Consider the following 23,399-nt stretch of genomic DNA (forward strand, 5'->3'; position numbering starts at 1 on the left):
CTCAGACCACCCCCCGCAGGTGGTCGACCAGGGCCGCACCCCGGGCCCGGTTGACCACGGCCACCAGGTCGATCCGCACCCCGCCCGGTGGGGCGGGCGGCCACTGCGGATCGGACGGCCCGGGGTCGTACCCGGGCCCGGCCAGCCTGGCGAAGTGCTCGGGCCAGCGTTCGGCCAGCCAGCGCTCGGCGAGCCGCCGCAGCCGGGCGGCCTTGGCCCGGTCGATGGCCTCGCTGGGCTGTTGGAAGCCCCGCTCGGAGCGGGTCTTCACCTCACAGACCGCGACGGTGTCGCCGTCGAGGGCGACGATGTCCAGCTCGCCCTCGGCGCAGCGCCAGTTGCGGTCGAGGATGCGGAGCCCGGTGTCCGTGAGGTGCCGGGCGGCGACCCGCTCGCCGTAGCGGCCGAGGCCGTTCCTGGTGCCGCGGTCCTCCCCGGCCCCGCCGTCCGCCCCGGTCGCGGCCGCGTTCGGTACGGCCCGCTCCTGCACGGTCTGGTCCTGCACGATGGTGTTCTGCACGGTGACCACCTCCGCCGAGGAGGCTGCACCACCGTGCACACCGACGCCGGGAAATTCCGTTCCCCTGTGGATAACCCGGGCCTGTGGACAACTCTTGTCACCCGCAGGAGTGAGAAGCCCCCGTCACGCGAAATTCGGCTGGACAACGCGGGACGGAGTCGTTCAACGTCAGTTCCCGAAGCCGGACTCGTCCGAGGGCAGCTCCAGATCGCTCTTCGCGAGTTCCTCGATGTTCACGTCCTTGAAGGTCAGCACCCGGACCTTACGGACGAACCGGGCCGGCCGGTACATGTCCCAGACCCACGCATCCGCCATCGACACCTCGAAGAACACCTCGCCCTGGACCGAGTGCACCTGCAGCTCGTAGTCGTTGGTGAGGTAGAACCGTCGCTCGGTCTCGATCACGTACTTGAACAGGCCGACGACGTCCCGGTACTCCCGGTAGAGCTTGAGCTCCATCTCGGTCTCGTACTTCTCGAGATCTTCGGCACTCATCCAGGCGTCCCCTCAACTTGTCACGTCCACCCATTGTGGACCACCGCACCCACGCTCAGAGCCGTACCGGATCGACCGGCGGGCCCTCTGCGAGCAGTCGCTCCAGGAAGCCCGCCAGTCCGGCCGGATAGACCGTCTCGGCGGTCCCCCGAAGTTCCTCGACCGTCCACCAGCGCGCCGCGAGCAGCTGGGCGTGCTCGTCCTCGCCCATGCCCGAGTGGTCCAGGCCCGTCTCCGTGGTCCGGGCCAGGTGGAACCACTGCTCCTGCTCGTAACGCTGTCCCCGAAAGGAGAACGACACCGTGCCGTACGCCACCAAGGGCCCCAGGGCCACACCCCGCAAGCCGGTCTCCTCCGCGAGCTCCCGCTCGGCGGCCGCCCGCACGTCCTCCCCCGGCTCCAAGCCGCCCCCGGGCGTGAACCACCACGTCTCGTCGGGCACCGCGGGATCGACGCCCAGGAACAGGAGGATGCGGTCCAGCCCGTCCAGCAGCAGGATCCGCGCCGCCCGGCGACGCTGTGCAGTCATGGCAGCGCTCCACGCTCCTTCCGTTCGCATCGGTGGCGCTACCGATCCTGCCACCCGGCGCGTCCGTCCGGGGCGATGTTCGGCAGAGCGGCCCGACCTGCGACGGCCGCGGTCAGGAGCTGCGCCCCCGGCGGAGCCGGCGCGCCAGGCCGGCCACCCCGCCCACCGCCGAGGTCAGCACGATCAGCGCCGCGCCCGCGACGGTCGCGTAGGCGGCGGGCTCCAGCGGGCCGGGCTCCGCGGCCCGGGGGCCCGCGAAGCCGTCGAAGGCCGAGGTCCGCTCCAGCAGGGCGGTCCGGCCGAGGGGCAGCAGGGTGGCCTCGACCCTCGCCTCGACGGCGGTGGCCGGGACGGTCCCCCCGTCGACCTCCAGGTGGGTGCGGGAGTCCAGCGAGCCGACCCGGTTGTCACCGAGCACGAACAGCCGGCCCTGCGGCACCGTCACGCTGAACGACTCGCCCTGGCGGCCCTGGGTCGCGAGGTACGGCTCGTCCACCGGCTGCCCGTTGACCGTCAGCCGGTGGTCCGCGGCGGTGGTGGCGACGGTGTCGCCGCCGACCGCGACGACCCGCTTGACCATGAGTTCCCCACCCCAGGCCTGGTCGCGGAAGACCACCACGTCGCCCCGGCCGACGGCGCCGCCGTCGACCTTGCGGGCCAGCACGGTGTCGCCGATCCGGAGCGTCGGGTGCATCGAGGCGGTGGGGATCTTGTACGGCCGGTAGTCGACCGCGATGAGGGCGAACCCGCCGATCATCAACACCAGCCCGAGCGCGATCGCGACCCCCTGCAGCACCGCGGCGGGCCGGCGGCCGGACGGGGCGGGCGCGGCCGAGTGGTCGGCCGACTGTTCCACGACACTGCTCATCGACACCGTCCACCTTTGGCCGACCGGAGAACACCACTGGCACGCCGGTGGCTCGGGCGCGAACGCCGACGGGCCGTGGCACGTCCGAGCAGATTACTCGTCGGTACCACGGCCCGCGCAAGGGTCGGGGAGGAGCAGGTGGAGCTCAGGACTCCTTCCGGCGCTCCGTCCGGGCCCGCGCCCGACGCACCAGCGGAAGCAGCGCGACGGCCCCCACCGCACCGGCCACGGGGGGCGCGGCCGGCAAGGCCGCCGCCAGGCCCTTCTGGTCGAAGGTGTCGGGCACCGGGAGCGTGGACCAGTGGCCGATCGGCCAGGCCACCACGAAGGCGCGCCCGATCACGTTGTCCACCGGCACGGACCCGCCGCCCGGCTGGTCCATGTGGAAGCGGGAGTCCAGCGAGTCGGCGCGGTGGTCGCCCATCACCCAGATCCGCCCGTTCGGCACCTTGATCGGGCCGAAGGGCTGAGTCCCGCAGGGGGTGTTGCCCGGGTAGATGTACGGCTCGTTGAGCGCGACGCCGTTGACCTTGACCGGGCCGTCGTTCTTGCACTCGACGGTGTCGCCGCCGACCGCGATGACCCGCTTGATCAGGTCCTTCTCGTTGGCGGAGGGCATCAGCCCGACGAAGCTGAGCACGTCCTGGACCCCGCGGACGAAGGAGTTGCTGCTCTGCTGGGTCGGCTCGTCGCCCAACCAGCCGCCCGGGTCGTGGAACACCACGACGTCCCCGCGCTCGGGTTCGGCGCCGAACCACGGGGTCAGCTTGTCCACCAGCACGCGGTCGCCGACCTGCAGCGTGTTCTGCATCGACTCGGACGGAATGGAGAACGCCTGGACGAAGAAGGTCTTGATCACCAGCGCCAGGATCAGTGCGATGCCGACCAGGATCGGCAACTCCTTCAGGAAGGAGCGCTGCTTGCGCGGCTTGGCCGGAGCTTCCGACTCCGGCTCGTCGGTCGGCCCGCTCTCCGGCTGCCGGGGCTCCGCCGGGCCGTCGGCCCCGCTCCCGTGCTCGTCGGCGGTCTGGGCGGCCGTGTCCTCGACCGCGGCGGAAGGCGCCGAGGACTCGGCGGAGCGGGTCACCCGACCGCCCGGGCCCTCGGGTTCCCCGGCGCCTGAGCGGGCGCCGATCACCAAATCCCCCACAACGTCTCCTCCCTGCTGTGCGGACGCCTGCGCGCCCGCGCTCAGAGTGCCGCACAGCGGGCACCACGCTCACCACGACCATGAACGCATCAGGGTTGCCCACAGCAGGCTCTCCTGACACCAACCCGGCCCCGGCGCACGACCGGGACCACTCCCGGCCGTACCTGCACTTCTCTATCACTCCAGGGCATCCGGCTCGCGGTTCCACACGCACCGTCCGGCCGTGCGACGACCGGAGCGGCTCACCGCGGAGGCCGCCCCGACCGGCGAACGACGAACGGAAGGATGCCCAACACACCCATAACGAGCGGCGGTTCCAATGGAACCGGCCCAATGCCCATCGATTCCGGCGCAGTTCCGCCGGGCCGCGAGCTCGCGGCGAGAGAGGAGAGTGAACCTGGTTCGGCGAGTTGATGGAGCCGGCCCAGCGGCCACCCGATCATGAAGGCGCGACCGACCACGTCGCTCAGCGGGACGGTGCCCTGTCCGGGGTTGCCCATGTGGAAGCGGGAGTCGGCGGAGACGTCGCGGTGGTCCCCCATCACCCACAGCCGCCCCTTCGGCACCGTCACCTTGAACGGCTGGCGGGACGGCGGGTTGCCCGCCGCGAGGTACGGCTCGTCCACCGCCCGGCCGTTGACGCTGAGCCGCCCCTGCGGGTCGCAGCACTCGACGGTGTCCCCGCCGACGCCGATCACGCGCTTGATCAGGTCCTGCTCGTCGTCGGACGGCAGCAGCCCGACGTAGGTCAGCACGTGCTTCGCCGGGCCCAGGACCGGACCGTCGTCGGAGGCCTTGCGATCGGCTTCCAGCCAGCCGCCCGGGTCCTTGAACACCACCACGTCGCCGCGCTGCGGCTCACTGCCGAACCAGGGGGTCAACTTGTCCACCAGCACCCGGTCACCGACCTGGATGGTCTGCTCCATCGAGCCCGAGGGGATCACGAACACCTGGATCATGAAGGTCTTCATCACCAGTGCCACCAGCAGGGCCACCAGGATGATCAGCGGGAACTCGCGCAGCAGCGAGCGCTTGCGCCGTCTGGCCGCGCGGCGGGCGCTGCGACGACGATCGGCGCGGCCGCGGACCGGCGCGACCGTCGCGGCCGGTCCGACCGCGGACTCCCCCGCTCCGCTCCCGCCCCCGCTCCCGCCCGGTTCCGGAGCCGGTCGGTCGGCGACCCGGCCCCTACCCCTGGTCCCCACGGCCACCAGTCCCCGGGACCGCGGCGAAGGCCGCGGGCCGGTCCAGGCCGGTCAGGCGCGAGAACGGGTAGACCACCCAGTCCGCCCGGCCGATCACCTTGTCCTCGGGCACGAACCCGCCACCGGGCTCCCCGAGGTGGTCGCGGGAGTCCCGGGAGGCGCTCCGGTGGTCGCCCAGCACGAACAGCTTGCCGTTCGGCACCAGGACGTCGAAGGCCACCGCGGACGGCTGGTCGCCCGGGGCCAGGTAGGCGCTCTCGTCGAGCGGCACACCGTTGACGGTGAGCGGCGCCCCCGGGCCGGTGCTCCGCACCCGGTCCCCGGCGACGCCGATCACGCGCTTGACGTAGACCGTGTCGCCGGCCGGGACCAGCCCCAGGTCCCGGCCGACCGAGCGGAGGCCGTCCCAGAACCCCGGCGGCTCGGCCGAATCCCGGAGGAAGGAGCCCGTCCCGTCGAAGACCACCACGTCGCCGCGCTGGGGATGCCCGCCGAAGGCATAGGCGAGCTGGTTGGCGACCAACCGGTCGCCGGGCTGCAGAGTGTCCTCCATCGAGCCCGAGGGCACCGTGAACGGACGGGCCACGAAGGCGTTCACCAGCAGCAGGGCCGCCAGGCAGATCCCGGCCAGCAGCAGCAGGTCCCGCGAGCGCGACCGCCCGGGCTCTTCGGCCTCGGCCTCGGCCTCACCCTCGGCCGCGGCCCCGGGCTCGGGCTCGGGCTCGGCCCCTACCCCCGCCGACCGCTGCTCCGGCTCGGAAACGACCGCGGACCGCGACAGCGAGTCCGCACCGGTGGGTGCGGGACTGCCGTCGCGGTCCGCGGGTGGTTCGTGCGTGCTCATCGGGCGCAGAGCTTACCTTGCGGTGGCCCGGTCCCTCGGAGCGCTCCGGTCCCCCGGCGCGGCCGGGGGGCGGTGGATCAGCGGTCGCGCTTCTCCTTGATCTTCGCGGCCTTGCCGCGGAGGTCACGCAGGTAGTACAGCTTGGCGCGGCGAACCGCACCGCGGGTCACGACCTCGATCTTCTCGACGACCGGGGTGTGCACCGGGAAGGTGCGCTCCACGCCGACGTTGAAGCTGACCTTGCGGACGGTGAAGGTCTCACCGATGCCGGCGCCGTGGCGGCGGATGACGACGCCCTGGAAGACCTGGACACGGGAGCGGTTGCCCTCGATGACCCGGACGTGAACCTTCAGGGTGTCACCGGCACGGAAGGCCGGGATGTCGGTGCGCAGCGAGGCCGCGTCGACAGCAGCGAGCTTGTTGCTCATGTTGCTCTCCATCGCAGGCGCCACGGGCCGCCCACGGAAGTTCGTCACAATGGGGTGAGCTGCGGGCCGCATCGGCTGACGGCGATCCCCCCGTGGCGGGGGCGCCGGTCCACGCGCCCCCTACGGAAGGGGGCCAGCGACAGACAGCAGCGGCCTATTCTTCCACATCGACGGCCGTGGACCGAAATCGGCCGAGCTCCTCGTCCCAGACCAGGCCCAGGGCGTCGAGCGCCGCCCGGTCCTTCTTGTCGAAGGCGCCGTGCTGCCAGCGCCCGACCAGGTCCGGCCGGTTGGCCAGGGTGCGGGCGAAGGCCTGCTCCCGCCGCCAGCGGGCGATCTTGCCGTGGTTGCCGCTGAGCAGGACGTCCGGGACGGTCCGGCCGCGCCACTCGGCGGGCTTGGTGTAGACCGGGCCCTCCAGCAGGTCGGCCATCGCGCCGGGCGCGAAGGAGTCGTCCCGGTGCGACTCGGCGTTGCCGAGCACGCCGGGCAGCAGCCGGGCGATCGCCTCGACCATCACCAGCACCGCGACCTCGCCGCCGGCCAGCACGTAGTCGCCGATCGAGGCCTCGACCACCGGCATCCGGGTGGCCGCCTCCTCGATGACCCGGCGGTCGATGCCCTCGTACCGCGCGGGGGTGAACGCCAGCCAGGGGCGCCCGGCGAGTTCCTGGGCGAGCTCCTGGGTGAACGGCCGCCCGCTGGGCGTGGGAACGACCAGGGTGGGCACCTGGCCCTCGGGGCCGCCGGCCACCACCGCGTCCAGCGCCTCACCCCACGGCTCGGGCTTCATCACCATGCCGGGGCCGCCGCCGTACGGGCTGTCGTCCACCGTGCGGTGCACGTCGTGGGTCCATCCGCGCAGGTCGTGGACGTGCACGTCCAGCTGGCCGCGGGCCCGGGCCTTGCCGACCAGCGAGATGTTCAGCGGCTCCAGGTACTCCGGGAAGATCGAGACGACGTCGATCCGCATCCCCGACTGGACGCCCGGGGTGACCGCCGCAGCGCTCTCCGGGGCGTCCGCCGGTACGGCCGCCGGGTTGTCCCCCGCTACGGCCGCCGGGGCGGCCTCCGGAACGTCCGTCCGGGCGAGGTCCTGCTCCGTGCTCACTCCGACTCCTCCGGCTCCTCCGAAGCGCCGCCGGCGACCTCGGCGTCGTCGAGGTCGATCAGCCCGGGCGGCGGGGTGATCACGGCCCGCTGGTTCTCCAGGTCGATGGTCGGCACGATCTGGGTGACGAAGGGCACCAGCACCTCCGTACCGTCGGCCTTCTCCACCGTGAGCAGGTCCTGGTACGGCAGGTGGACGACCCCGGTCAGCTCGCCGACCCGGGTGCCGTCGAGCAGCACCACGTCGAGGCCGACCAGCTGGTGGTCGTAGTACTCCTCCGGGTCGTCCGGACGCTCCTCCGGGTCGACCTCGGAGATCAGCAGGGTGCCCCGCAGCGCCTCCGCCGCGTTGCGGTCCTTGACGCCGGCGAAGCGCAGCAGCAGCCGACCGCTGTGCACCCGGCCGGACTCGACGGTCAGGGGCCCGGCCGAGGCCGGGTCGGTGAGCAGGACGGCACCGGGGCCGAGCCGGAGTTCCGGCTCGTCGGTGCGGACCTCGACACTGACGTCCCCCCGGATGCCGTGGGCACGGCCGATCCTGCCGACGACGAGCTGCACGGTGATCGTTCTCCTGGAGTTGCTGAGCGAGAAGACAGAGACAAAGGCTGGTGACGAAACCGGTGGCCAAGACCGGTGACGAAGGCTGGGTCCGGCGGCCGGAGACAGAGAAAGGCCGACCGGGACGACATGCGTCCCGGTCGGCCTCAAGCCCGACGGCTGAACGAGCAGCTGCGTCAGCGAATGTTGTCCACGTCGACCAGGTCGACCCGGACGTTGCGACCGCCGAGGGCGCCGACCACGGTGCGCAGTGCGCGCGCCGTGCGGCCACCCCGGCCGATCACCTTGCCGAGGTCATCGGGGTGCACCCGCACCTCGATGGTGTTGCCCCGACGCAGGTTGCGCGAGCGCACCTGCACCTCGTCGGGGTGCTCGACGATGCCCTTCACCAAATGGTCGAGGGCGTCCTCGATCACGATCAGGCCTCGGCGCCGGCGTCGGCCTCAGCCTCGGCCTTGTCCGACTTCTTGGCCTTCGGGGTGATGGCGACACCGGTGGTGGCGTCCTCGAAGCCGGCGACGGCCTTCGCGAACAGGTGCGAGAAGTCCTCGACCTTGGGCTCGGCGACCTTCAGCGGCTCCGGAGCCGGCAGGCCCTTGAACTTCTGCCAGTCGCCGGTCAGCTTGAGGATGGCGAGCACCGGCTCGGTCGGCTGGGCGCCGACGGACAGCCAGTACTGGGCGCGCTCGCCGTCGACCTCGATCTTCGAGGGGTTGTAGGTCGGCTGGTAGATGCCGATCTCCTCGATCGCGCGACCGTCACGCTTGGTGCGGGCGTCGGCGACGACGATGCGGTAGTGCGGGGAGCGAATCTTGCCGAGACGCTTGAGCTTGATCTTGACTGCCACGGGAGTGGATTCTCCTGGTGTTGACGTGGGTGAGGGGTCTCGCGTCCGCGTGGGGTTGCGGGGCGGTCCGCTCAAGGGACACGCCAGCCGTAGGAGAGAGGGGTCCTGCTCGGCTGCCGAGTACTCAGCTGTCCATTCTGCCATATCGGCGGCAGAGCTCTTCACCCGGCCGTCGCAGACGGAGCCGGGGAGCACCTGGGCCGAAGCCGGGGAGCACCTGGACCGGAGCCGGGGGCGCCTCGGACGGTGCCGAGGGGGCGCCTCGGACGGAGCCGAGAAACAACTGGGCCGGAGCAGGGGGAACCGCTCAGGGCTCGACCGGGAGCCCCCGCTCCCGGTCAGCCCACGGACTCACCAATGCCACCGATGCCGCCGGTGCCGATCATCCCGGCCGAGCCGACTGCCCGCACAGTCGTCGACCGGTCCCGACTCCGGATTACGCGATCTTGAACGGTTGCTGGCACGCGCCGCAGACGATGGACGCCTGGGCGAGCACCGACGGCACGACCCGGACGTTGCGCCCGCAGCCGCAGACGGCCTTGACCCGGACGCCGCCCCCGGAGGAACCGTGCCGGGCGGCCGGGCCGCGGAACGCGCGGTTGGTGCCGTCGCCGGCCACCGCTTCCTGGTGCGCGCCGAGGGCGCGGTCCAGCCGCTCGATGGTCTCGGCGTAGCGCTCCTGCGTCTCCTTGAGCATGGTCACCTGGGAGAAGCCGCTGCTGGCGTGCGGCTCGACCGGGTGCGCCAGGCCGAGCTCGGAGGCGAGCATCAGGAAGCGCCGGTTGTGGTAGCGGCCGGCCCGCGAGGTGTCCCGGATGTCCCGGGCCGCGGCCAGACCGTGGGCAGCCTCGTGGAGGAGCCGCTCGAAACCGAGCCGCGTGCCACAGGCCGAGGAGGACTCGCCGATCAGTGCCTCGGGCGAGGCCAGGTCGGGGAGGTCCTGGTGGTAGGCCTGGATGTCGCTCCAGGCGGCGGCCAGTTCGGCCGCGAGGACGAGGGGCTGTGTCGTGCTCACGCTAGACCAACGATGCAGAGTGCGCCGATGTTCCGCATGTTCCCGTTCTCCGGGAATTCCCAGGGAACTCCCAGGAATGCACGACTGCGCGCGAATTGCGCGTTCCGGATCTGAGGCAAGACCAACCCCCTGCGGGTTTCGGCCCGTCGCAACGTCGGCGGGCCTCGTGAATTCCGTCCGGAGAGCGGGCTGTCGCCCCCTGGACGTACGGCCCGTGGGCCCGTCGAAGTTGACAGGGCCACGGGCCGTACACCGTACCGCTATTCCGTTAATACCGGCAGTTGACCGGCCAGTAGGGATGTACCCTGCTGGGCCCCCTCCGGCAGAGTTACCGGATTCTTACCCACCCGCATTCCGGGCAAATGTCGCCGCCGCCGGTCATTACCCGACGACGGCCGACATCGGTGGGCGGCACGCGATCAGTACGCGCACGCCACGATCACATCAGTACGCGCGTGCGACGATCGCGATATTGCCGTCCTGGTCGTCCGCCTGCGGCACCGAACCGTCGGCCGCGACGATGCAGCGCACCGTGACGCCCTGCTCGGCCAGCTTGGCCTCGCCCTCCGGGCCGAGGTCGGCCCAGGAGATCCGGGCCCAGCCGGTCGCGGCGGCCTCCACGGCCTCGTCGAGGGTCTTGACGTCGACGGTGCGGGACTCGCGGCGCTCGCGGGACTGGCGCAGCAGCAGCGCCTGGTCCTCCTCCAGGATGCCCGGCAGCAGGGCGGCCAGCGCGTCGATGGAGACCGGCTCCTTGCCGCCCGGGATGCGGCGGGCCAGCATCGCGGTGCCGTTCTCGAGGTCGCGCGGGCCGACCTCGATGCGCAGCGGAACGCCCTTGAGCTCCCAGTCGACGGCGCGGCGGCCGAACGGGGTGTCGGTACGGTCGTCGACCACGGCCCGGATGCCGACGGCCTCCAGCTGGGCGCCGATCTCGCGGACCTTGGCGATGACGGCGTCGTCGCCCTTGATGGCCAGCACCACGGCCTGGACCGCGGCCAGGCGCGGGGGCACCCGCAGGCCGTTGTCGTCGCCGTGGGACATGATCAGGCCGCCGACCATGCGGGTCGAGACGCCCCAGGAGGTCTGCCAGACGTGCTCCCGCTCGGCGCCCTGCAGCTGGTAGGTGGTGTTGAACGCCTTGGCGAAGTTCTGGCCCAGCTCGTGGCTGGTGCCCATCTGCAGCGCCTTGCCGTCACCCATCATGCCCTCGAGGGTGAGGGTGTTGATGGCGCCGGCGAAGCGCTCCTTGGCGGTCTTGCGGCCGAGCACGACGTCGATGCCGAGCACGTTGGTCATGAAGTCGCCGTAGACCTGGGTGTGGATCATCGACGCGTACGCGCGGGCGTCCTCGTAGGTGGCGTGGGCGGTGTGGCCCTCCTGCCAGAGGAACTCGGTGGTGCGCAGGAAGACGCGCGGGCGGAGCTCCCAACGGACCACGTTGGCCCACTGGTTGATCAGCAGGGGCAGGTCGCGGTGGCTCTGCACCCACTTCGAGAAGTACTCGTTGATGATGGTCTCGGAGGTCGGCCGGACGACGACCGGCTCCTCCAGCTGCTTGCCGCCGCCGTGGGTGACCACCGCGAGCTCGGGCGCGAAGCCCTCGACGTGCTCGGCTTCCTTCGTCAGGTAGGACTGCGGGATGAACATCGGGAAGTAGGCGTTCTGGGCGCCCGCCTTCTTGATGCGCGCGTCCATCTCCTGCTGCATCCGCTCCCACAGGCCGTAGCCGTACGGTCGGATGACCATGGTGCCGCGCACCGGACCGTTGTCGGCCAGCTCGGCCTTGTTGATGAGGTCCTGGTACCAGCGCGGGAAGTCTTCCGCCTGAGGGGTGAGAACGGGTGCCTTAGCCATGGGCGGAATGGTACGGGGATCGGCCCCCTCACTTCGAATCGGTATCACACCGATGAGGGGGTGAGGACACCCTCAGTCGTGGCACACCGACCGCAGGCCGCCCGCAGGGGGCGCACGACCGCGACACGCGCGCACCACCCCGCACCCCTCTGGACGCCGGGCCCGACCCGCTGTTCGCTGGAGTGGGGCGGGACTTTGGGGGAGCCGTAGCTGCACACCGAAGGACCGGATGGGAGGCCGCGATGGCTTCAGCTCGGACGACCGGCACGACCGCACGACCAGGGACCGCACGACCAGGGACCGCACGACCGGCGGGCGCACAACCGACCGGCGCACGACCGCACCACCCCCCGCAGGAGGCCGCGGGGCCCGCGCGGGCGCGCGACTGGGCGGAGATCCAGGAGCGCATGCTGGTGCCGCTCTACGAGGCGGTCTACGACCGCCTGGAGGTCGGTCCGGCGAGCAGCGTGCTGGGCCTGGGCTGCCGGTCCGGGCTGGCCCTGCTGCTGGCCGCCGGACGGGGCGCCCAGGTCGCCGGGCAGGAGCCGCGGGACGAGCTGCGCGAGCTGGCCCGGGGCCGTCGGCTGCGGGTGTGCGCGGGGGCCCGGCCGGCCGCCGCCGTCCCCCGCTCGGCCCATTCGCTGGTGACGGTCTTCGACCAGTTGCCCGGCTCCGCCGAGCCCGGGCCGGTGGTCGCCGAGGCGGCCCGGCTCACCCTCCCGGGCGGGCACGTGGTGCTCGCCGCCTGGGGACCGCCGGAGCGCTGCGAGAGCGCCCCGGTGCTGGACGCGGCCCGCCGGACGGCCGGGCGGGCCACCGCGCGCGACCCCTTCGAACTGAGCGCGCCGGGGGCGCTGGAGGACCTGCTGCCCCCGGCCGGCCTGCGTCCGGCCGGCAGCGGCCGGGTGAGCTGCCCGTTCGCCTACCCGGACCTCGACAGCGCGGTGCGCGGCCTGCTCTCCACCGGACTGTTCGAGGCGGCCGAGGAGTTCTCCGGCGCCCCGCTGGTGGCCAAGGAGCTGGAGGAGGCGCTGCAGCCGTACCTGCGCCCGGACGGCTCGGTCCGGATGGAGAACGTCTTCCGCTACCTGGTCGCCGAGCGGCCCCGCTGATCGCGGGCGGCCCCGCCGATGTGTCCCGCGGATCTGGCCCGCCGATCTGGCCCGCCGATCTGGCCCGCCGGAGGCCCCTGTGCCCCGCTGATGCCCCGCGAAAACCGGGGCGCCCGCCACCACGGCGGGCGCCCCCGGTTCCCCGGCTCACGCCTCCTCTTCGGAGGCCTTCCGCGGCACCCCGGCGGCCCGGTAGGCCGCCTCCTCGTCCAGGGTCTCCGCCTCCAGCAGCGCCGCCGCCAGCGCGTCCAGCCGGTGCCGCTCCTCGTTCAGGATCCGCACCGCGTCCTCGTAGCACTCGGCGACGATCCGCCGGGCCTCCTCGTCCACCGCGTCCAGCGTGGTCGGCGCCGCCGAGAGCCCGTACGCGCCCTGGGCGTCCGCAGGCACGGCGGTGAGCCGCCCGACCCGCTCGCTCATCCCCCAGCGCCCGGCCATCCCACGGGCGATGTTGGTGACCTGCTCCAGGTCGCTCTCCGCGCCGGTGGTGATCACCCCGTAGACCACCTGCTCGGCGGCCATCCCGCCGAGCGCGCCGATGATCCGGCCGCGCAGGTAGGGCTCGGTGTACGAGTAGCGGTCGTTCTCCGGGGTGGAGAGGGTGACGCCGAGGGCGCGGCCGCGCGGCACGATGGTGATCTTGCGGACCGGGTCTGCGCCCGGCTGGAGCATGCCCAGCAGCGCGTGGCCGCTCTCGTGGTACGCCGTCCGCTCGCGCTCCTCCTGCGGCATCACCAGCGGTCGCACGGCGCCGAGTTGGACCTTCTCCAGGGCGTCCGAGAGGTCCCGCTCGTTGACCGCGTCCTGCTGCCGCTTGACGGCCAGCAGGGCGGCCTCGTTGACCAGGTTGGCGAGTTCGGCGCCGGTCATCCCGGGGGTGACCTTGGCCAGCTGGGTGAGATCGGTGTCGCCGGCCAGCGGGACGGCCCGGGTGTGGATGCGCAGGATCGCCGCGCGCCCCTCCCGGTCGGGCGGGCTGACGGTGATCCGGCGGTCGAAGCGGCCGGGGCGCAGCAGCGCCGGGTCGAGCACGTCGGCCCGGTTGGTCGCGGCGATCACGATGACGCCCTCGGAGCCGGTGAAGCCGTCCATCTCGGTGAGGATCTGGTTGAGCGTCTGCTCGCGCTCGTCGTGCCCGCCCATGCCGCCGCCGGCGCCGCGCTGGCGGCCGATGGTGTCGATCTCGTCGATGAAGATGATCGCCGGGGCGACCTTGCGGGCCTCGGCGAACAGTTCGCGGACCCGGCTGGCGCCGACGCCGACGATCATCTCGATGAACTCGGAGGCGGAGGCGGAGAAGAACGGCACGTCCGCCTCGCCGGCCACGGCCCGGGCCAGCAGGGTCTTGCCGGTGCCGGGCGGGCCGCTGAGCAGCACCCCGCGCGGCATCTTGGCGCCGAGCCTGCGGTAGCGCTCGGGGTTCTTCAAGTAGTCGACCACTTCGGTGAGTTCGGCCTCGACCTCGTCGATGCCGGCCACGTCGGCGAAGGTGGTGCGCTTGCCCTGGTCGGCGGTGACCGGCTTGGGCGGGGCCTTGCGGCCGAGCGGTCCGCCGCCGAGTCCGCCGGCCATCCGGCGGGCCAGCAGCACCCAGACGAAGACCAGCAGCAGCATCGGGGCGAGCGAGAGCAGCAGGTTGGTCAGGAAGCTGCGCTGCTGGACCGGGGAGGTGGCGGTGACCTCGACGCCCTGCTGCTGCAGGGTGGTCCACAGGTTGTCGCCCGCGAAGGAGGGGCGCTGGGTGGCGAAGTCCGTGTAGTCGCCCTTGCCGCCGTCGGGCTTGGGCTGGGCGCTCTTGAGGGTGCCCTCGATCGCGTCGCCCTTGGCGTAGATCTTGGTGATGTTGCCCTTGTTCAGCTGGTTGTTGAACTCGGTGTAGGAGATCGTGGTGGCGCCCTGGTTGCCGAAGAACGACAGCAGCAGGTCGGAGATCAGGAACACCACGAGCGCGGTGAGGACGAGGCCCGCCCAGCCGCCGGGCATCCGGCGGCGGGGCGGCGGCGGGGGCGGGGCGCCCTCGGACCGCCAGGGCTGGTCGGGGGTCTGGCGCGGCGGCACGGGTTCGGTCACCCACCGGACGATACGGACAGCCGCTCGGGCGGGCCAACCGCAACGCCGCGCCCGACCGCCCGTACGGCCCGCACCGAGGCCTGCGACCAGCGGATATGACCTTCCGACGGCGGACTACGCCGTGCCGCCCGGCCACTCCTCCGCGGTCAGCGCGAACCGCTCGTGGTCGCGCCAGTCCCCCTGGAGGAACAGCATCCGCGGGGTGTAGCCCTCGTGCCGGAAGCCCAGCCGCTTGGCCAGCGCGATCGAGCGCTCGTTCTCCGGCTGCACGTTGATCTCCAGCCGGTGCAGGCCCAGCCCGCCGGCCGACTGCGGGGCGAAGCAGCGGTCCAGGACCAGTCGCAGGCCCTCGGTCATCCGCCCGGTGCCCGCGTACGGCAGGTACGAGTCGTAGCCCAGCGAGGCGTTGCAGAACCGGCCCATCACGATGTTGGCGACGTTCACCTTGCCGACCAGCCCGCCGGTCTCCCGGTCGATGACCAGGAAGGTGCGCAGGCCCGCCCCCTGGCGTCCGAGCAGTTCCGGCAGCCCGTCCGGCTCGACCGGGTTCCACCGTCCGATGTGCTCGGCGGAGCGTCGGACCGCCTCCGCGTACTCAACCTCGTCCTCGGCCCTCGGGGCCCTGATCATCACTCGCACGCCGACATCATCTGACATGCCGACATCATCCGGTACCGCGAAGACCCCGGACACGCGAACGGCCCGCCGCCCGGAGAGCTCCGGACGACGGGCCGCACAGCGGGTCGCCGAGGACTACAGCAGGTCCTTGAACTCCTTGGGCAGTTCGAAGTCGGCCGGGCCCTTGCCCGCGCCGAGACCGAACGCGCCGCCGCCGTCGGCCGGGCCCTGGCCGGCGCCCGGACCGAGCGCGCGGCGCTCGGCGGCCGCGGCCTCCTCCTGCGCCCGCTTCAACGGGTTGCCGCTCTTGCGCTTGCCCTTGGCCTGCGGGGCCTTCTTGCCGGACTTCTTCGCGCCGCCGCCCATGCCCGGGATCCCCGGCATGCCGGGCATGCCCTTGCCGGAGGCCATCGCGGACATCATCTTGCGGGCGTCGAAGAACCGCTCGACCAGGTTCTTCACCTCACCGACCTGGACGCCCGCGCCCTTGGCGATGCGGGCCCGGCGGGAGCCGTTGATCAGCTCCGGCTCGGCGCGCTCGGTCGGGGTCATCGACTTGATGATCGCGCCGACCCGGTTGACGTCCTTGTCGTCGATGTTGTTGATCTGCTCGCGGATCTGGCCCATGCCGGGCAGCATGCCGAGCAGCTTGGAGATCGAGCCCATCTTCTGGACCTGCTCCAGCTGGGACAGGAAGTCGTCCAGCGTGAAGGCCTTCGGGCCGCCGCGCAGCTTGGCGGCGATCTTCTCGGCCTCGGCCTGCGAGAAGGTCTGCTCGGCCTTCTCGATCAGCGAGAGGACGTCGCCCATGCCCAGGATGCGCGAGGCCATCCGGTCCGGGTGGAAGGCGTCGAAGTCGTCGACCTTCTCGCCGTTGGAGGCGAACATGATCTGGCGGCCGGTGACGTGCGCGACCGACAGGGCGGCACCGCCGCGGGCGTCGCCGTCGAGCTTGGAGAGCACGACACCGGTGAAGTCGACGCCGTCGAGGAAGGCCTGCGCGGTGGTGACCGCGTCCTGGCCGATCATCGCGTCGACGACGAACAGGACCTCGTCCGGGTTCACCGCGGCGCGGATGTCGGCGGCCTGCTGCATCAGCTCGGCGTCGATGCCCAGGCGACCGGCGGTGTCGACGACGACGACGTCGTACTGCTTCTGCTTGGCGTACTCGATCGAGTCCTTGGCGACCTGCACCGGGTCGCCGACGCCGTTGCCCGGCTGCGGGCCGTAGAAGGCCACGCCGGCGCGCTCGGCGACCACCTGGAGCTGGTTGACCGCGTTGGGGCGCTGGAGGTCGCAGGCGACCAGCAGCGGGGTGTGCTTCTGCTTCTTGAGCCAGGCGCCGAGCTTGCCCGCCAGGGTGGTCTTACCGGCACCCTGGAGACCGGCGAGCATGATGACCGTCGGGCCGCTCTTGGCGAACCGCACCCGGCGGGTCTCGCCACCGAGGATGGCGATGAGCTCCTCGTTGACGATCTTGATGATCTGCTGCGCCGGGTTCAGCGCGCCGGAGACCTCGACGCCGAGCGCCCGCTCCTTGACCTGCTTGATGAAGGCCCGGACGACCGGCAGCGCGACGTCCGCCTCCAGCAGCGCGATGCGGATCTCGCGGGCGGTGGCGTCGATGTCCGCCTCGCTCAGGCGGCCCTTGCCCCGGAGGTTCTTGAACGTCGCTGCGAGGCGATCGGAAAGGGTGTCGAACACGTCGTCGCGGGTCCTCTGCGGCATCGGTATCGGTACGGTCGTCGTCCCCAGGGTATCCGGCCGCCCCGGGTACGGTCTCCACCCCCGTACGGGCGGCCCTCCACCGCCCGTACGGGCAGGGCCTCCACCGCCCGTGCGGGCCGGCCTCCGCCGCCCGTACGGGAGGCCGTCAGTCCAGCGCCGACCGGACCGCCGCCGCCACCTCCCGGGCCCGCTCGGCGTCCAGCGGCAGGCCGGCCGGATCGGTCAGGTAGAAGGAGTCGACGGCCTCCGCCCCCAGCGTGGAGACGTGCGCGGTGCGCACCCGCACCCCCGCCCCGTCCAGCGCCCGACCGATCCGGTGCAGCAGCCCGGGGGCGTCGTGCGCCCGGACCTCCAGCACGGTCGCGGTCGCCGAGGCCACCGCGGGCGCCACCGTGACCAGCGGCGGCGGAGTCGGGATGCCCTTGCGGCGCGGAGCGGCGGCGTCCCGCTCGGCGAGCCGGCGGGAGACGTCCAGCGAGCCGTCCAGCGCCCGGCGCAGGTCCGCGCGCAGCCGGGCCGCCTCCGGCAGCTCGCCGAACTCGGCCGCCACCCGCCAGGACAGCAGCAGCACCGGGCCGGCGCCGATCGGGTCCAGCTCGCGCAGGCCCGCCGAGCGGACGGTCAGCCGGTGCAGCGCCAGCACCCCGGCGACCGTGCCGAGCAGCCCGGGCCGGTCCGGGACGGCCAGGTTCAGCTCGACGCCCATCGGCTCGGTGCCCGGGTCCGCCCCCTCGGCCTGGGCCAGCAGCGACAGCGCGGGGGCGCCGGTGCGGGCGGCCTCGACCGCCAGCCGCTCCTGCTCCGCGCCGGGCGGCGCCTGCGCCGGGGCGGCCACGCCGCCGGCCAGCTGCGCGGCGACCCGGGCCACCAGGCCGTCCACCAGGGAGGCCCGCCAGCTGCTCCACGCCGCCGGGCCGGTGGCCAGCGCGTCGGCCTCGGTGAGGGCGTGCAGCAGTTCCAGCTCCGGCAGGGTGCCGACCGCCTTGGTGATCGCCTCGACGGTGGCCGGGTCGTCCGGGTCGCGTCGGGTGGCGGTGTCCACCAGCGTCAGGTGGTGGCGGACCAGCACCGCCAGGGTCTCGGTGTCCTCGGCGGGGAAGCCCATCCGGGCGGCCAGGTCGCGGACGATCACCTCGCCGGCCTCGCTGTGGTCGCCGGGCCAGCCCTTGCCGAGGTCGTGCAGCAGCGCGGCGACCAGCAGCAGGTCCGGTCGGGCCACCCGGCGGGTCATCGCGGCGGCCCGGACCGCCGTCTCGACCAGGTGCCGGTCCACCGTCCAGCGGTGCACCGCGTTGCGCTGCGGACGGCAGCGGACCCGCTCCCAGTCCGGCAGCAGCCTGGTCACCAGCCCCTCCGCCTCCAGCGCCTCCCACACCGGGACGGCCGCCTCCCCCGCCCCCAGCAGGGTCACCAGCTGCTCGCGCGCCTCGTCCGGCCAGGGCACCGGCAGCGGGCGGCACTCGGCGGCCAGCCGGCGCACCGTCGCGTACGAGACGGTCAGCCCGTTCTGCGCGGCGGCGGCCGCGGCGCGCAGCGGCAGCACCGGGTCGGCGGCCGGACGGGCGGCCTGGGCGAGCACCGCCTCGCCGTCCTGCTCGACCACGCCCTCGGCGAGCGGACGGCGGGCGACGGCCCCCCGCCCCACCGCGCCGGCGCCCCGCCCGGCGCCGGTGAACGGGAAGCCGAGCCGGACCGCCCGGCGGCCCCGGCCGGACCGGGCGGCGAGCACCCGGTCCACCGCCCGCCAGGTGACGTCGCTCGCGTAGGCGATGGTCCGGGCGGCCTCGTAGACCTGGCGCAGCAGGGTGTCGGCGTCCAGCACGCCGAGCCGCTCGGCGACCTGGTCCTGGTCCTGGAGGCCGAGCCGCTCGGTGGCCCGGCCGGTGACCAGGTGCAGCGCGTCGCGGACGTCGGCGAGGCGCAGGGCGGCGGCGTCCAGTCCGTCCCGGGGCGCGTCGGCCAGCCAGGTGGCGGCGACGGCGTCCAGCGCGACCAGGTCGCGCAGACCGCCGCGGGCCTCCTTGAGGTCGGGCTCCAGCAGGAAGGACAGTTCGCCGTGCCGCTCGGCCCGCTCCCGGCCCAGCTCGCGCAGTTCGGGCAGCCGGGCGGGGGCGCTCGCCCGCCAGTCGGTGAACACCGCGGAGCGCAGCGTGGCGGTGAGCTCCCGGTCCCCGGCGAGGTGCCGGGCGTCCAGCAGGCCGAGCTGGGCCTTGAGGTCGGTGGCGGCCACCGACCGGGCCTCGGCGACGGTGCGCACCGAGTGGTCGAGCTTGGCGCCCGCGTCCCAGACCGGGTACCAGATCCGCTCGGGCAGCTCGCGGGGGATCGGGCCGGTGTGCAGCAGCAGGACGTCCAGGTCGCTGCGCGGGGACAGCTCGCCCCGGCCGTAGCCGCCGACGGCGACCAGCGCGACGCCGGACGCCGGGGCTCCGGCGTCGGCGAGCAGCGCGGCCAGCCAGTCGTCGGTGAGCCGGGCGAGCGCGGCCCGGCGCGGGCGGCCGGTCAGCCCGGGGCGCTCCAGCAGCGCGGTCCTGGCCGCCGCGTGGCCGAGGGGGTCGGAGGGGCTGGTCTCGGTGGTCATGCGCGTGGGTCCCGTCCGTGGTGCGGATGAGCCGTCGTAGGGAGGAGCCGTCGTAGGGAGGAACCGTCGTGGGGAGGAGCCGTCCTAGGGCTGGGCCGTCGTGCGGCTGGGCGTCGCAGGGCCGAGCCGTGGTGCGGCTGAGCGGGGATGCGCCGACGGGCGGACCCGCGCCCCGGGCAGGGGGCGGATCCGCCGGATCGGTCAGTGCCTCACAGGGCGTCCGGGCCGCGTTCGCCGGTGCGGACCCGGACGGCGGTGTCGACCGGGATGCTCCACACCTTCCCGTCGCCGATCTTCCCGGTGCGGGCGGCCTTCACCAGGACGTCGATCAGGTCGTCGGCGTCCTCGTCCTCCACCAGGACCTCGATCCTGACCTTCGGTACCAGGTCGACGGTGTACTCGGCGCCCCGGTAGACCTCGGTGTGGCCGCGCTGGCGGCCGTAGCCGCTGGCCTCGGTGACGGTGAGGCCGTGGACCCCGAAGGCCTGCAGGGCGGCTTTCACCTCGTCCAGGCGGTAGGGCTTGATCACAGCGGTGATGAGCTTCATCAGGCGTCGACCTCGGTCTTCTCGACGGACGTCCCGGTGGACGTGTCAGCGGGCTTTCCGGCGGGCGGGTCAGCGGGCTTCCCGGCGGGCTTCCCACCGTTCGCGGCACCGGCGCCCACGGTCGGGAGCGCCCGGGCCAGCCCCGCGCCGACGGCGCTGAAATCGTAGGCGGACTCGGCGTGTTCGGCCTGGTCGATGCCGGCCACCTCGACCTCCTCGGGGACCCGGAAGCCGACCAGCTTGTCGACCGCCTTGGCCAGCAGCCAGGAGAGCACGAAGGAGTACGCGGCGACCACCGCCACGCCCATCGCCTGCTTGCCGAGCTGGCCGAGACCGCCGCCGTAGAACAGGCCCTTGGCGGTCTGGCCGACCCCGCCGGTGGCGAACAGGCCGATCAGCAGCGAGCCGATCGCCCCGCCCACCGCGTGCACGCCGACCACGTCGAGCGAGTCGTCGAAGCCCCAGCGGTACTTGAGCGAGACGGCGGCGGCGCAGACGGCCCCCGCGACCAGGCCGATCGCCACCGCGCCGAGCGGGCTGACCGAGCCGCAGGCCGGGGTGATCGCGACCAGCCCGGCCACCGCGCCGGAGGCGGCGCCCAGCGTGGTGAACGCGCCGTGCTTGAGCTTCTCGAAGACCAGCCAGCCGACCAGCGCCGCACCGGTGGCGACCTGGGTGTTCACCATCGCCATCGCGGCCACGCCGTTGGCGGCCAGCGCCGAGCCCGCGTTGAAGCCGAACCAGCCGAACCAGAGCAGCCCGGAGCCGAGCATCACCAGCGGCAGGCTGTGCGGGCGCATCGGGTCCTTCTTGAAGCCGACCCGCTTGCCCAGCACCAGGCAGAGCGCGAGGCCCGCGACACCGGCGTTGATGTGCACGGCCGTGCCGCCGGCGAAGTCGATCACGCCGTTGCGGTCGCCCAGCCAGCCGCCGTTACCGCTGTCGAAGAAGAACACCCAGTGCGCGACCGGGAAGTAGACCACCGTCACCCAGAGCGCGATGAACAGGCCCCAGGCGGAGAACTTGGCCCGGTCCGCGATCGCACCGCTGATCAGCGCCGGGGTGATGATCGCGAACATCAGCTGGAAGACCGCGAACGCCGTGACCGGGATCGATCCGGTGAGCTCGTTCAGCCCGATGCCGCGCATCCCGAGGAAGTCCAGGTTGCCGATCAGCCCGGCGAAGGCGTCGGGCCCGAAGCTGAGCGAGTAGCCGTAGAGCACCCAGAGCACGCTGACGATGCCGAGCGAGAGAAAGCTCATCGCCAGCATGTTCAGTGTGCTCTTGGCCCTGACCATGCCCCCGTAGAAGAAGGCCAGGCCCGGGGTCATCACCATGACCAGGGCCGCACTGATGAGTACGAAGGCGGTGTCGCCCGCGCTGAAGCCGTCCGGCATCGGCGTCTCCTCTGCGTGAGTGCCGCTCCTCCCCCGGGCACCTGTCCCGTGCCACCCGGGGTGGCGGCGATGAAGAGGAGAGTGCCGAAGGCTGGTTTCGGCCAGTGCGGCCGGTTGTTTCACGGCCGTGACGCGTGCGTCGCGCGGGTTACGGGCACGTGAACCGCGGCCCGGACGGTGGGCCGGATGGGTTACCGTGCCGCCTCACCGCACCGCCCGTACCGCCTCACCTCGGCGCCGCACCGCCCGGGCCGGAGCGCCGGACCCCACCGGGCCGCCCCCGACGTGCCACCGACCGTGACGGCGGCGGCCGTCACGGTCGGTGGAGCCCTCCGGAGTCGCTCAGACCACCGAGACGAACTCCGGGATGTCCTGGACTACCCGCTCCTGGAGCCGGCTCACCGCGTCCACGCCCTGGAACCGGGCCGCCGCGGCCTCCGTGGTCTTGCGGACCCGGGAGTTCAGCCGCTCCGAGCGCACCTTGGTCGCGATGTCCACCGCCTGCTCGGCGTACCGCGCCGCCTCCTCGGCCTCCCGCTGCAGCAGGTGCACGCTGGCCATGCCGATCAGGTTGAAGGCGTACGACCGCACGTGGTCGTCGTCCTGCCGGAACAGGTCGACCGCGCGCTCCATCACCGGCGCCGACAGCGAGGCGTACAGCTGGGCGTTGTCCGAGTGGTACGCGAGGTCACGGTAGGAGTGGGCGTTCTCGGCGTTCAGCTCGGCCGGCGAGAAGAACTTCAGCCAGTCCGGGTCGCCGTCACCGTCGCGGATGTCGGTGAAGGTGTCCTCGGACAGCCGGATCGCCCGGGCGCAGCGGTTCACCTCGCCGATGGTGGCGTAGGCGCGCGCCTCCATCGCGTACAGCAGGGACTGCTGGCGCGGGGTGGCGGTGTCCCGGCTGCCGTACTGCGCCAGGTGGATCAGCTCCAGGGCGTCCTCGCCCCGGTTGAGGTGGATCATCTGGCGGCTCATGTCGGTGAGGATCAGCGCGCCGAACGGGCGGTCGCCGGCCTCCTTGGCCGCGTGCAGCGCCAGCACGTAGTACTTCTGCGCGCTCGGGTGCATCCCGACGTCGTACGACATCCACCCGGCCAGGTGGGCGAGTTCGGCGGTGAGCCGGAACAGCCGCTTGGTGGTGGCCTCGTTGTACGTCTCCTGCAGCAGGTCGGTGACCTCGTGGAGTTGGCCGACCACGGCCTTGCGGCGCAGCCCGCCGCCGTTCTGGGCGTCCCACTGGCGGAACATGACCGTGGTCTGCTCCAGCAGTTCCAGCTCCGGCTCGGAGAGCCGGCCGGTGAACGCCTCGCCGCCGTTGGCCGCGGTGAGGATCGGGGTGGGGACGCCGGTCGGGCCGGGCGCGAGCCAGCGCTGCATCGGCTCGATCAGCGCGGCGCCGGCGGTCAGCGCGAGGGAGGTGCCGAGGAAGCCCCGGCGGTTGAGCATCAGGTCGCTGCGGGAGTAGTCGCTGATCAGCTGGACGGTCTGCGGGGCGCTCCACGGCAGGTCGACGCCGCCGCCGACGGTGGAGACCGGGATGGCGGCGCGCAGGCCGAGGTCCTCGACCGAGACCACCGAGCCGAAGCGCTCCGAGAACAGCTCGGACATGATCTTGGGGATCGGCTCGCGCGGCTGTTCACCGTCGAGCCAGCGGCGCACCCGGGAGGTGTCGGTGGACACGTGGTGGGCGCCGATCTGCCGGGCCCGGCGGTTGACCTGGCGGGCCAACTCGCCCTTGGACCAGCCGCTGCGGGCGAACCACGTGGTCAGCTTCTCGTTGGGTTGCTTCTCTGCCATGGGAACGTCCCCATCCCGCCCGGCCCCTGCGGGGCCCCCGATCGTGACCGCCCGACGGTTGCGGGCTCTTGCCAGACGTGCCGTGCCTGAGGTGTCGCGATGCCGCTCGTGCTGCCCTCGCG

22 protein-coding genes are annotated in these 23,399 nt (G+C 72.8%); 1 reads left to right on the plus strand and 21 read right to left on the minus strand.

The genetic code is table 11. The features are described 5' to 3' along the window. Window position 1 precedes the first annotated feature (1 nt). The 14 genes from ACIQWA_RS10970 to proS form a co-directional block, all read right to left on the minus strand. Window positions 2–520, minus strand: a complete 519-nt coding sequence (locus tag ACIQWA_RS10970; RefSeq protein WP_402480929.1) for a YraN family protein — start codon at window positions 518–520, stop codon at window positions 2–4. 168 nt (window positions 521–688) lie between these two features. Continuing rightward, a complete protein-coding gene (locus tag ACIQWA_RS10975; protein WP_030056781.1) occupies window positions 689–1,015 on the minus strand; it encodes a DUF2469 domain-containing protein in 327 nt (108 codons plus the stop codon). Window positions 1,016–1,070: 55 nt separating this feature from the next. After that, entirely contained in the window at window positions 1,071–1,544 is a 474-nt protein-coding gene (locus ACIQWA_RS10980) for an NUDIX domain-containing protein (RefSeq protein ID WP_360233171.1), read from the minus strand. Window positions 1,545–1,656: 112 nt separating this feature from the next. Then, on the minus strand, window positions 1,657–2,412 hold the full coding sequence (lepB, locus tag ACIQWA_RS10985; RefSeq protein WP_360233168.1) for a signal peptidase I: 756 nt from the start codon (window positions 2,410–2,412) through the stop codon (window positions 1,657–1,659). Window positions 2,413–2,557: 145 nt separating this feature from the next. Then, complete coding sequence (gene lepB, locus ACIQWA_RS10990) at window positions 2,558–3,562, minus strand: signal peptidase I (protein ID WP_402480933.1); 1,005 nt, start codon at window positions 3,560–3,562, stop codon at window positions 2,558–2,560. Between the two features lie 242 nt (window positions 3,563–3,804). Further along, on the minus strand, window positions 3,805–4,767 hold the full coding sequence (gene lepB / locus ACIQWA_RS10995; protein WP_402480936.1) for a signal peptidase I: 963 nt from the start codon (window positions 4,765–4,767) through the stop codon (window positions 3,805–3,807). Next, complete coding sequence (gene lepB, locus ACIQWA_RS11000; protein ID WP_402480939.1) at window positions 4,751–5,611, minus strand: signal peptidase I; 861 nt, start codon at window positions 5,609–5,611, stop codon at window positions 4,751–4,753. The genes lepB (ACIQWA_RS10995) and lepB (ACIQWA_RS11000) overlap by 17 nt, the downstream gene beginning before the upstream one ends. Before the next feature lie 77 nt (window positions 5,612–5,688). Then, window positions 5,689–6,039: a 50S ribosomal protein L19 gene (gene rplS / locus ACIQWA_RS11005; RefSeq protein WP_030056776.1), complete on the minus strand. Its 351-nt coding sequence runs from the start codon at window positions 6,037–6,039 to the stop codon at window positions 5,689–5,691. Window positions 6,040–6,193: 154 nt separating this feature from the next. After that, entirely contained in the window at window positions 6,194–7,012 is an 819-nt protein-coding gene (gene trmD / locus ACIQWA_RS11010) for a tRNA (guanosine(37)-N1)-methyltransferase TrmD (RefSeq protein ID WP_402481585.1), read from the minus strand. A gap of 134 nt (window positions 7,013–7,146) precedes the next feature. Next, entirely contained in the window at window positions 7,147–7,707 is a 561-nt protein-coding gene (gene rimM, locus ACIQWA_RS11015; RefSeq protein ID WP_360233157.1) for a ribosome maturation factor RimM, read from the minus strand. 176 nt (window positions 7,708–7,883) lie between these two features. After that, on the minus strand, window positions 7,884–8,123 hold the full coding sequence (locus ACIQWA_RS11020) for an RNA-binding protein (protein ID WP_030056773.1): 240 nt from the start codon (window positions 8,121–8,123) through the stop codon (window positions 7,884–7,886). 2 nt (window positions 8,124–8,125) lie between these two features. Beyond that, a complete protein-coding gene (gene rpsP, locus ACIQWA_RS11025) occupies window positions 8,126–8,554 on the minus strand; it encodes a 30S ribosomal protein S16 (protein ID WP_360233154.1) in 429 nt (142 codons plus the stop codon). 436 nt (window positions 8,555–8,990) lie between these two features. After that, complete coding sequence (locus tag ACIQWA_RS11030) at window positions 8,991–9,569, minus strand: hypothetical protein (RefSeq protein WP_188307074.1); 579 nt, start codon at window positions 9,567–9,569, stop codon at window positions 8,991–8,993. A gap of 444 nt (window positions 9,570–10,013) precedes the next feature. Then, window positions 10,014–11,426, minus strand: coding sequence for a proline--tRNA ligase (proS, locus tag ACIQWA_RS11035; protein WP_402480942.1), 1,413 nt, complete (start codon window positions 11,424–11,426; stop codon window positions 10,014–10,016). A gap of 407 nt (window positions 11,427–11,833) precedes the next feature. Between proS and ACIQWA_RS11040 the strand changes: the two genes are divergently transcribed. Next, window positions 11,834–12,538 carry a class I SAM-dependent methyltransferase gene (locus ACIQWA_RS11040; protein ID WP_402480944.1) on the plus strand — a complete coding sequence of 235 codons (705 nt, stop codon included), beginning with the start codon at window positions 11,834–11,836 and terminating at the stop codon, window positions 12,536–12,538. 147 nt (window positions 12,539–12,685) lie between these two features. On the opposite strand, the gene ftsH is transcribed toward ACIQWA_RS11040, so the two are convergent. The 7 genes from ftsH to ACIQWA_RS11075 all read right to left on the minus strand — a co-directional run bounded on the left by ftsH (window position 12,686) and on the right by ACIQWA_RS11075 (window position 23,319). Further along, on the minus strand, window positions 12,686–14,608 hold the full coding sequence (gene ftsH, locus ACIQWA_RS11045; RefSeq protein WP_402480947.1) for an ATP-dependent zinc metalloprotease FtsH: 1,923 nt from the start codon (window positions 14,606–14,608) through the stop codon (window positions 12,686–12,688). A gap of 114 nt (window positions 14,609–14,722) precedes the next feature. Next, window positions 14,723–15,265 carry a GNAT family protein gene (locus ACIQWA_RS11050; protein WP_360233143.1) on the minus strand — a complete coding sequence of 181 codons (543 nt, stop codon included), beginning with the start codon at window positions 15,263–15,265 and terminating at the stop codon, window positions 14,723–14,725. A 96-nt stretch (window positions 15,266–15,361) separates the two neighbouring features. After that, window positions 15,362–16,930 carry a signal recognition particle protein gene (gene ffh, locus ACIQWA_RS11055; RefSeq protein WP_402481587.1) on the minus strand — a complete coding sequence of 523 codons (1,569 nt, stop codon included), beginning with the start codon at window positions 16,928–16,930 and terminating at the stop codon, window positions 15,362–15,364. 169 nt (window positions 16,931–17,099) lie between these two features. Beyond that, window positions 17,100–19,535, minus strand: a complete 2,436-nt coding sequence (locus ACIQWA_RS11060; RefSeq protein WP_402480948.1) for a [protein-PII] uridylyltransferase — start codon at window positions 19,533–19,535, stop codon at window positions 17,100–17,102. A 209-nt stretch (window positions 19,536–19,744) separates the two neighbouring features. After that, window positions 19,745–20,083 (minus strand): P-II family nitrogen regulator, encoded by a 339-nt coding sequence (locus ACIQWA_RS11065; protein ID WP_350524594.1) that lies wholly within the window; start codon window positions 20,081–20,083, stop codon window positions 19,745–19,747. After that, window positions 20,083–21,480 (minus strand): ammonium transporter, encoded by a 1,398-nt coding sequence (locus ACIQWA_RS11070; RefSeq protein ID WP_402480951.1) that lies wholly within the window; start codon window positions 21,478–21,480, stop codon window positions 20,083–20,085. Before ACIQWA_RS11070 ends, ACIQWA_RS11065 begins: the two co-directional genes overlap by 1 nt. Before the next feature lie 342 nt (window positions 21,481–21,822). Next, a complete protein-coding gene (locus ACIQWA_RS11075) occupies window positions 21,823–23,319 on the minus strand; it encodes a hypothetical protein (protein WP_402481589.1) in 1,497 nt (498 codons plus the stop codon). Between the last annotated feature and the right edge of the window lie 80 nt (window positions 23,320–23,399).

The organism is Kitasatospora sp. NPDC098652, from assembly GCF_044760155.1.
Lineage (GTDB): Bacteria > Actinomycetota > Actinomycetes > Streptomycetales > Streptomycetaceae > Kitasatospora.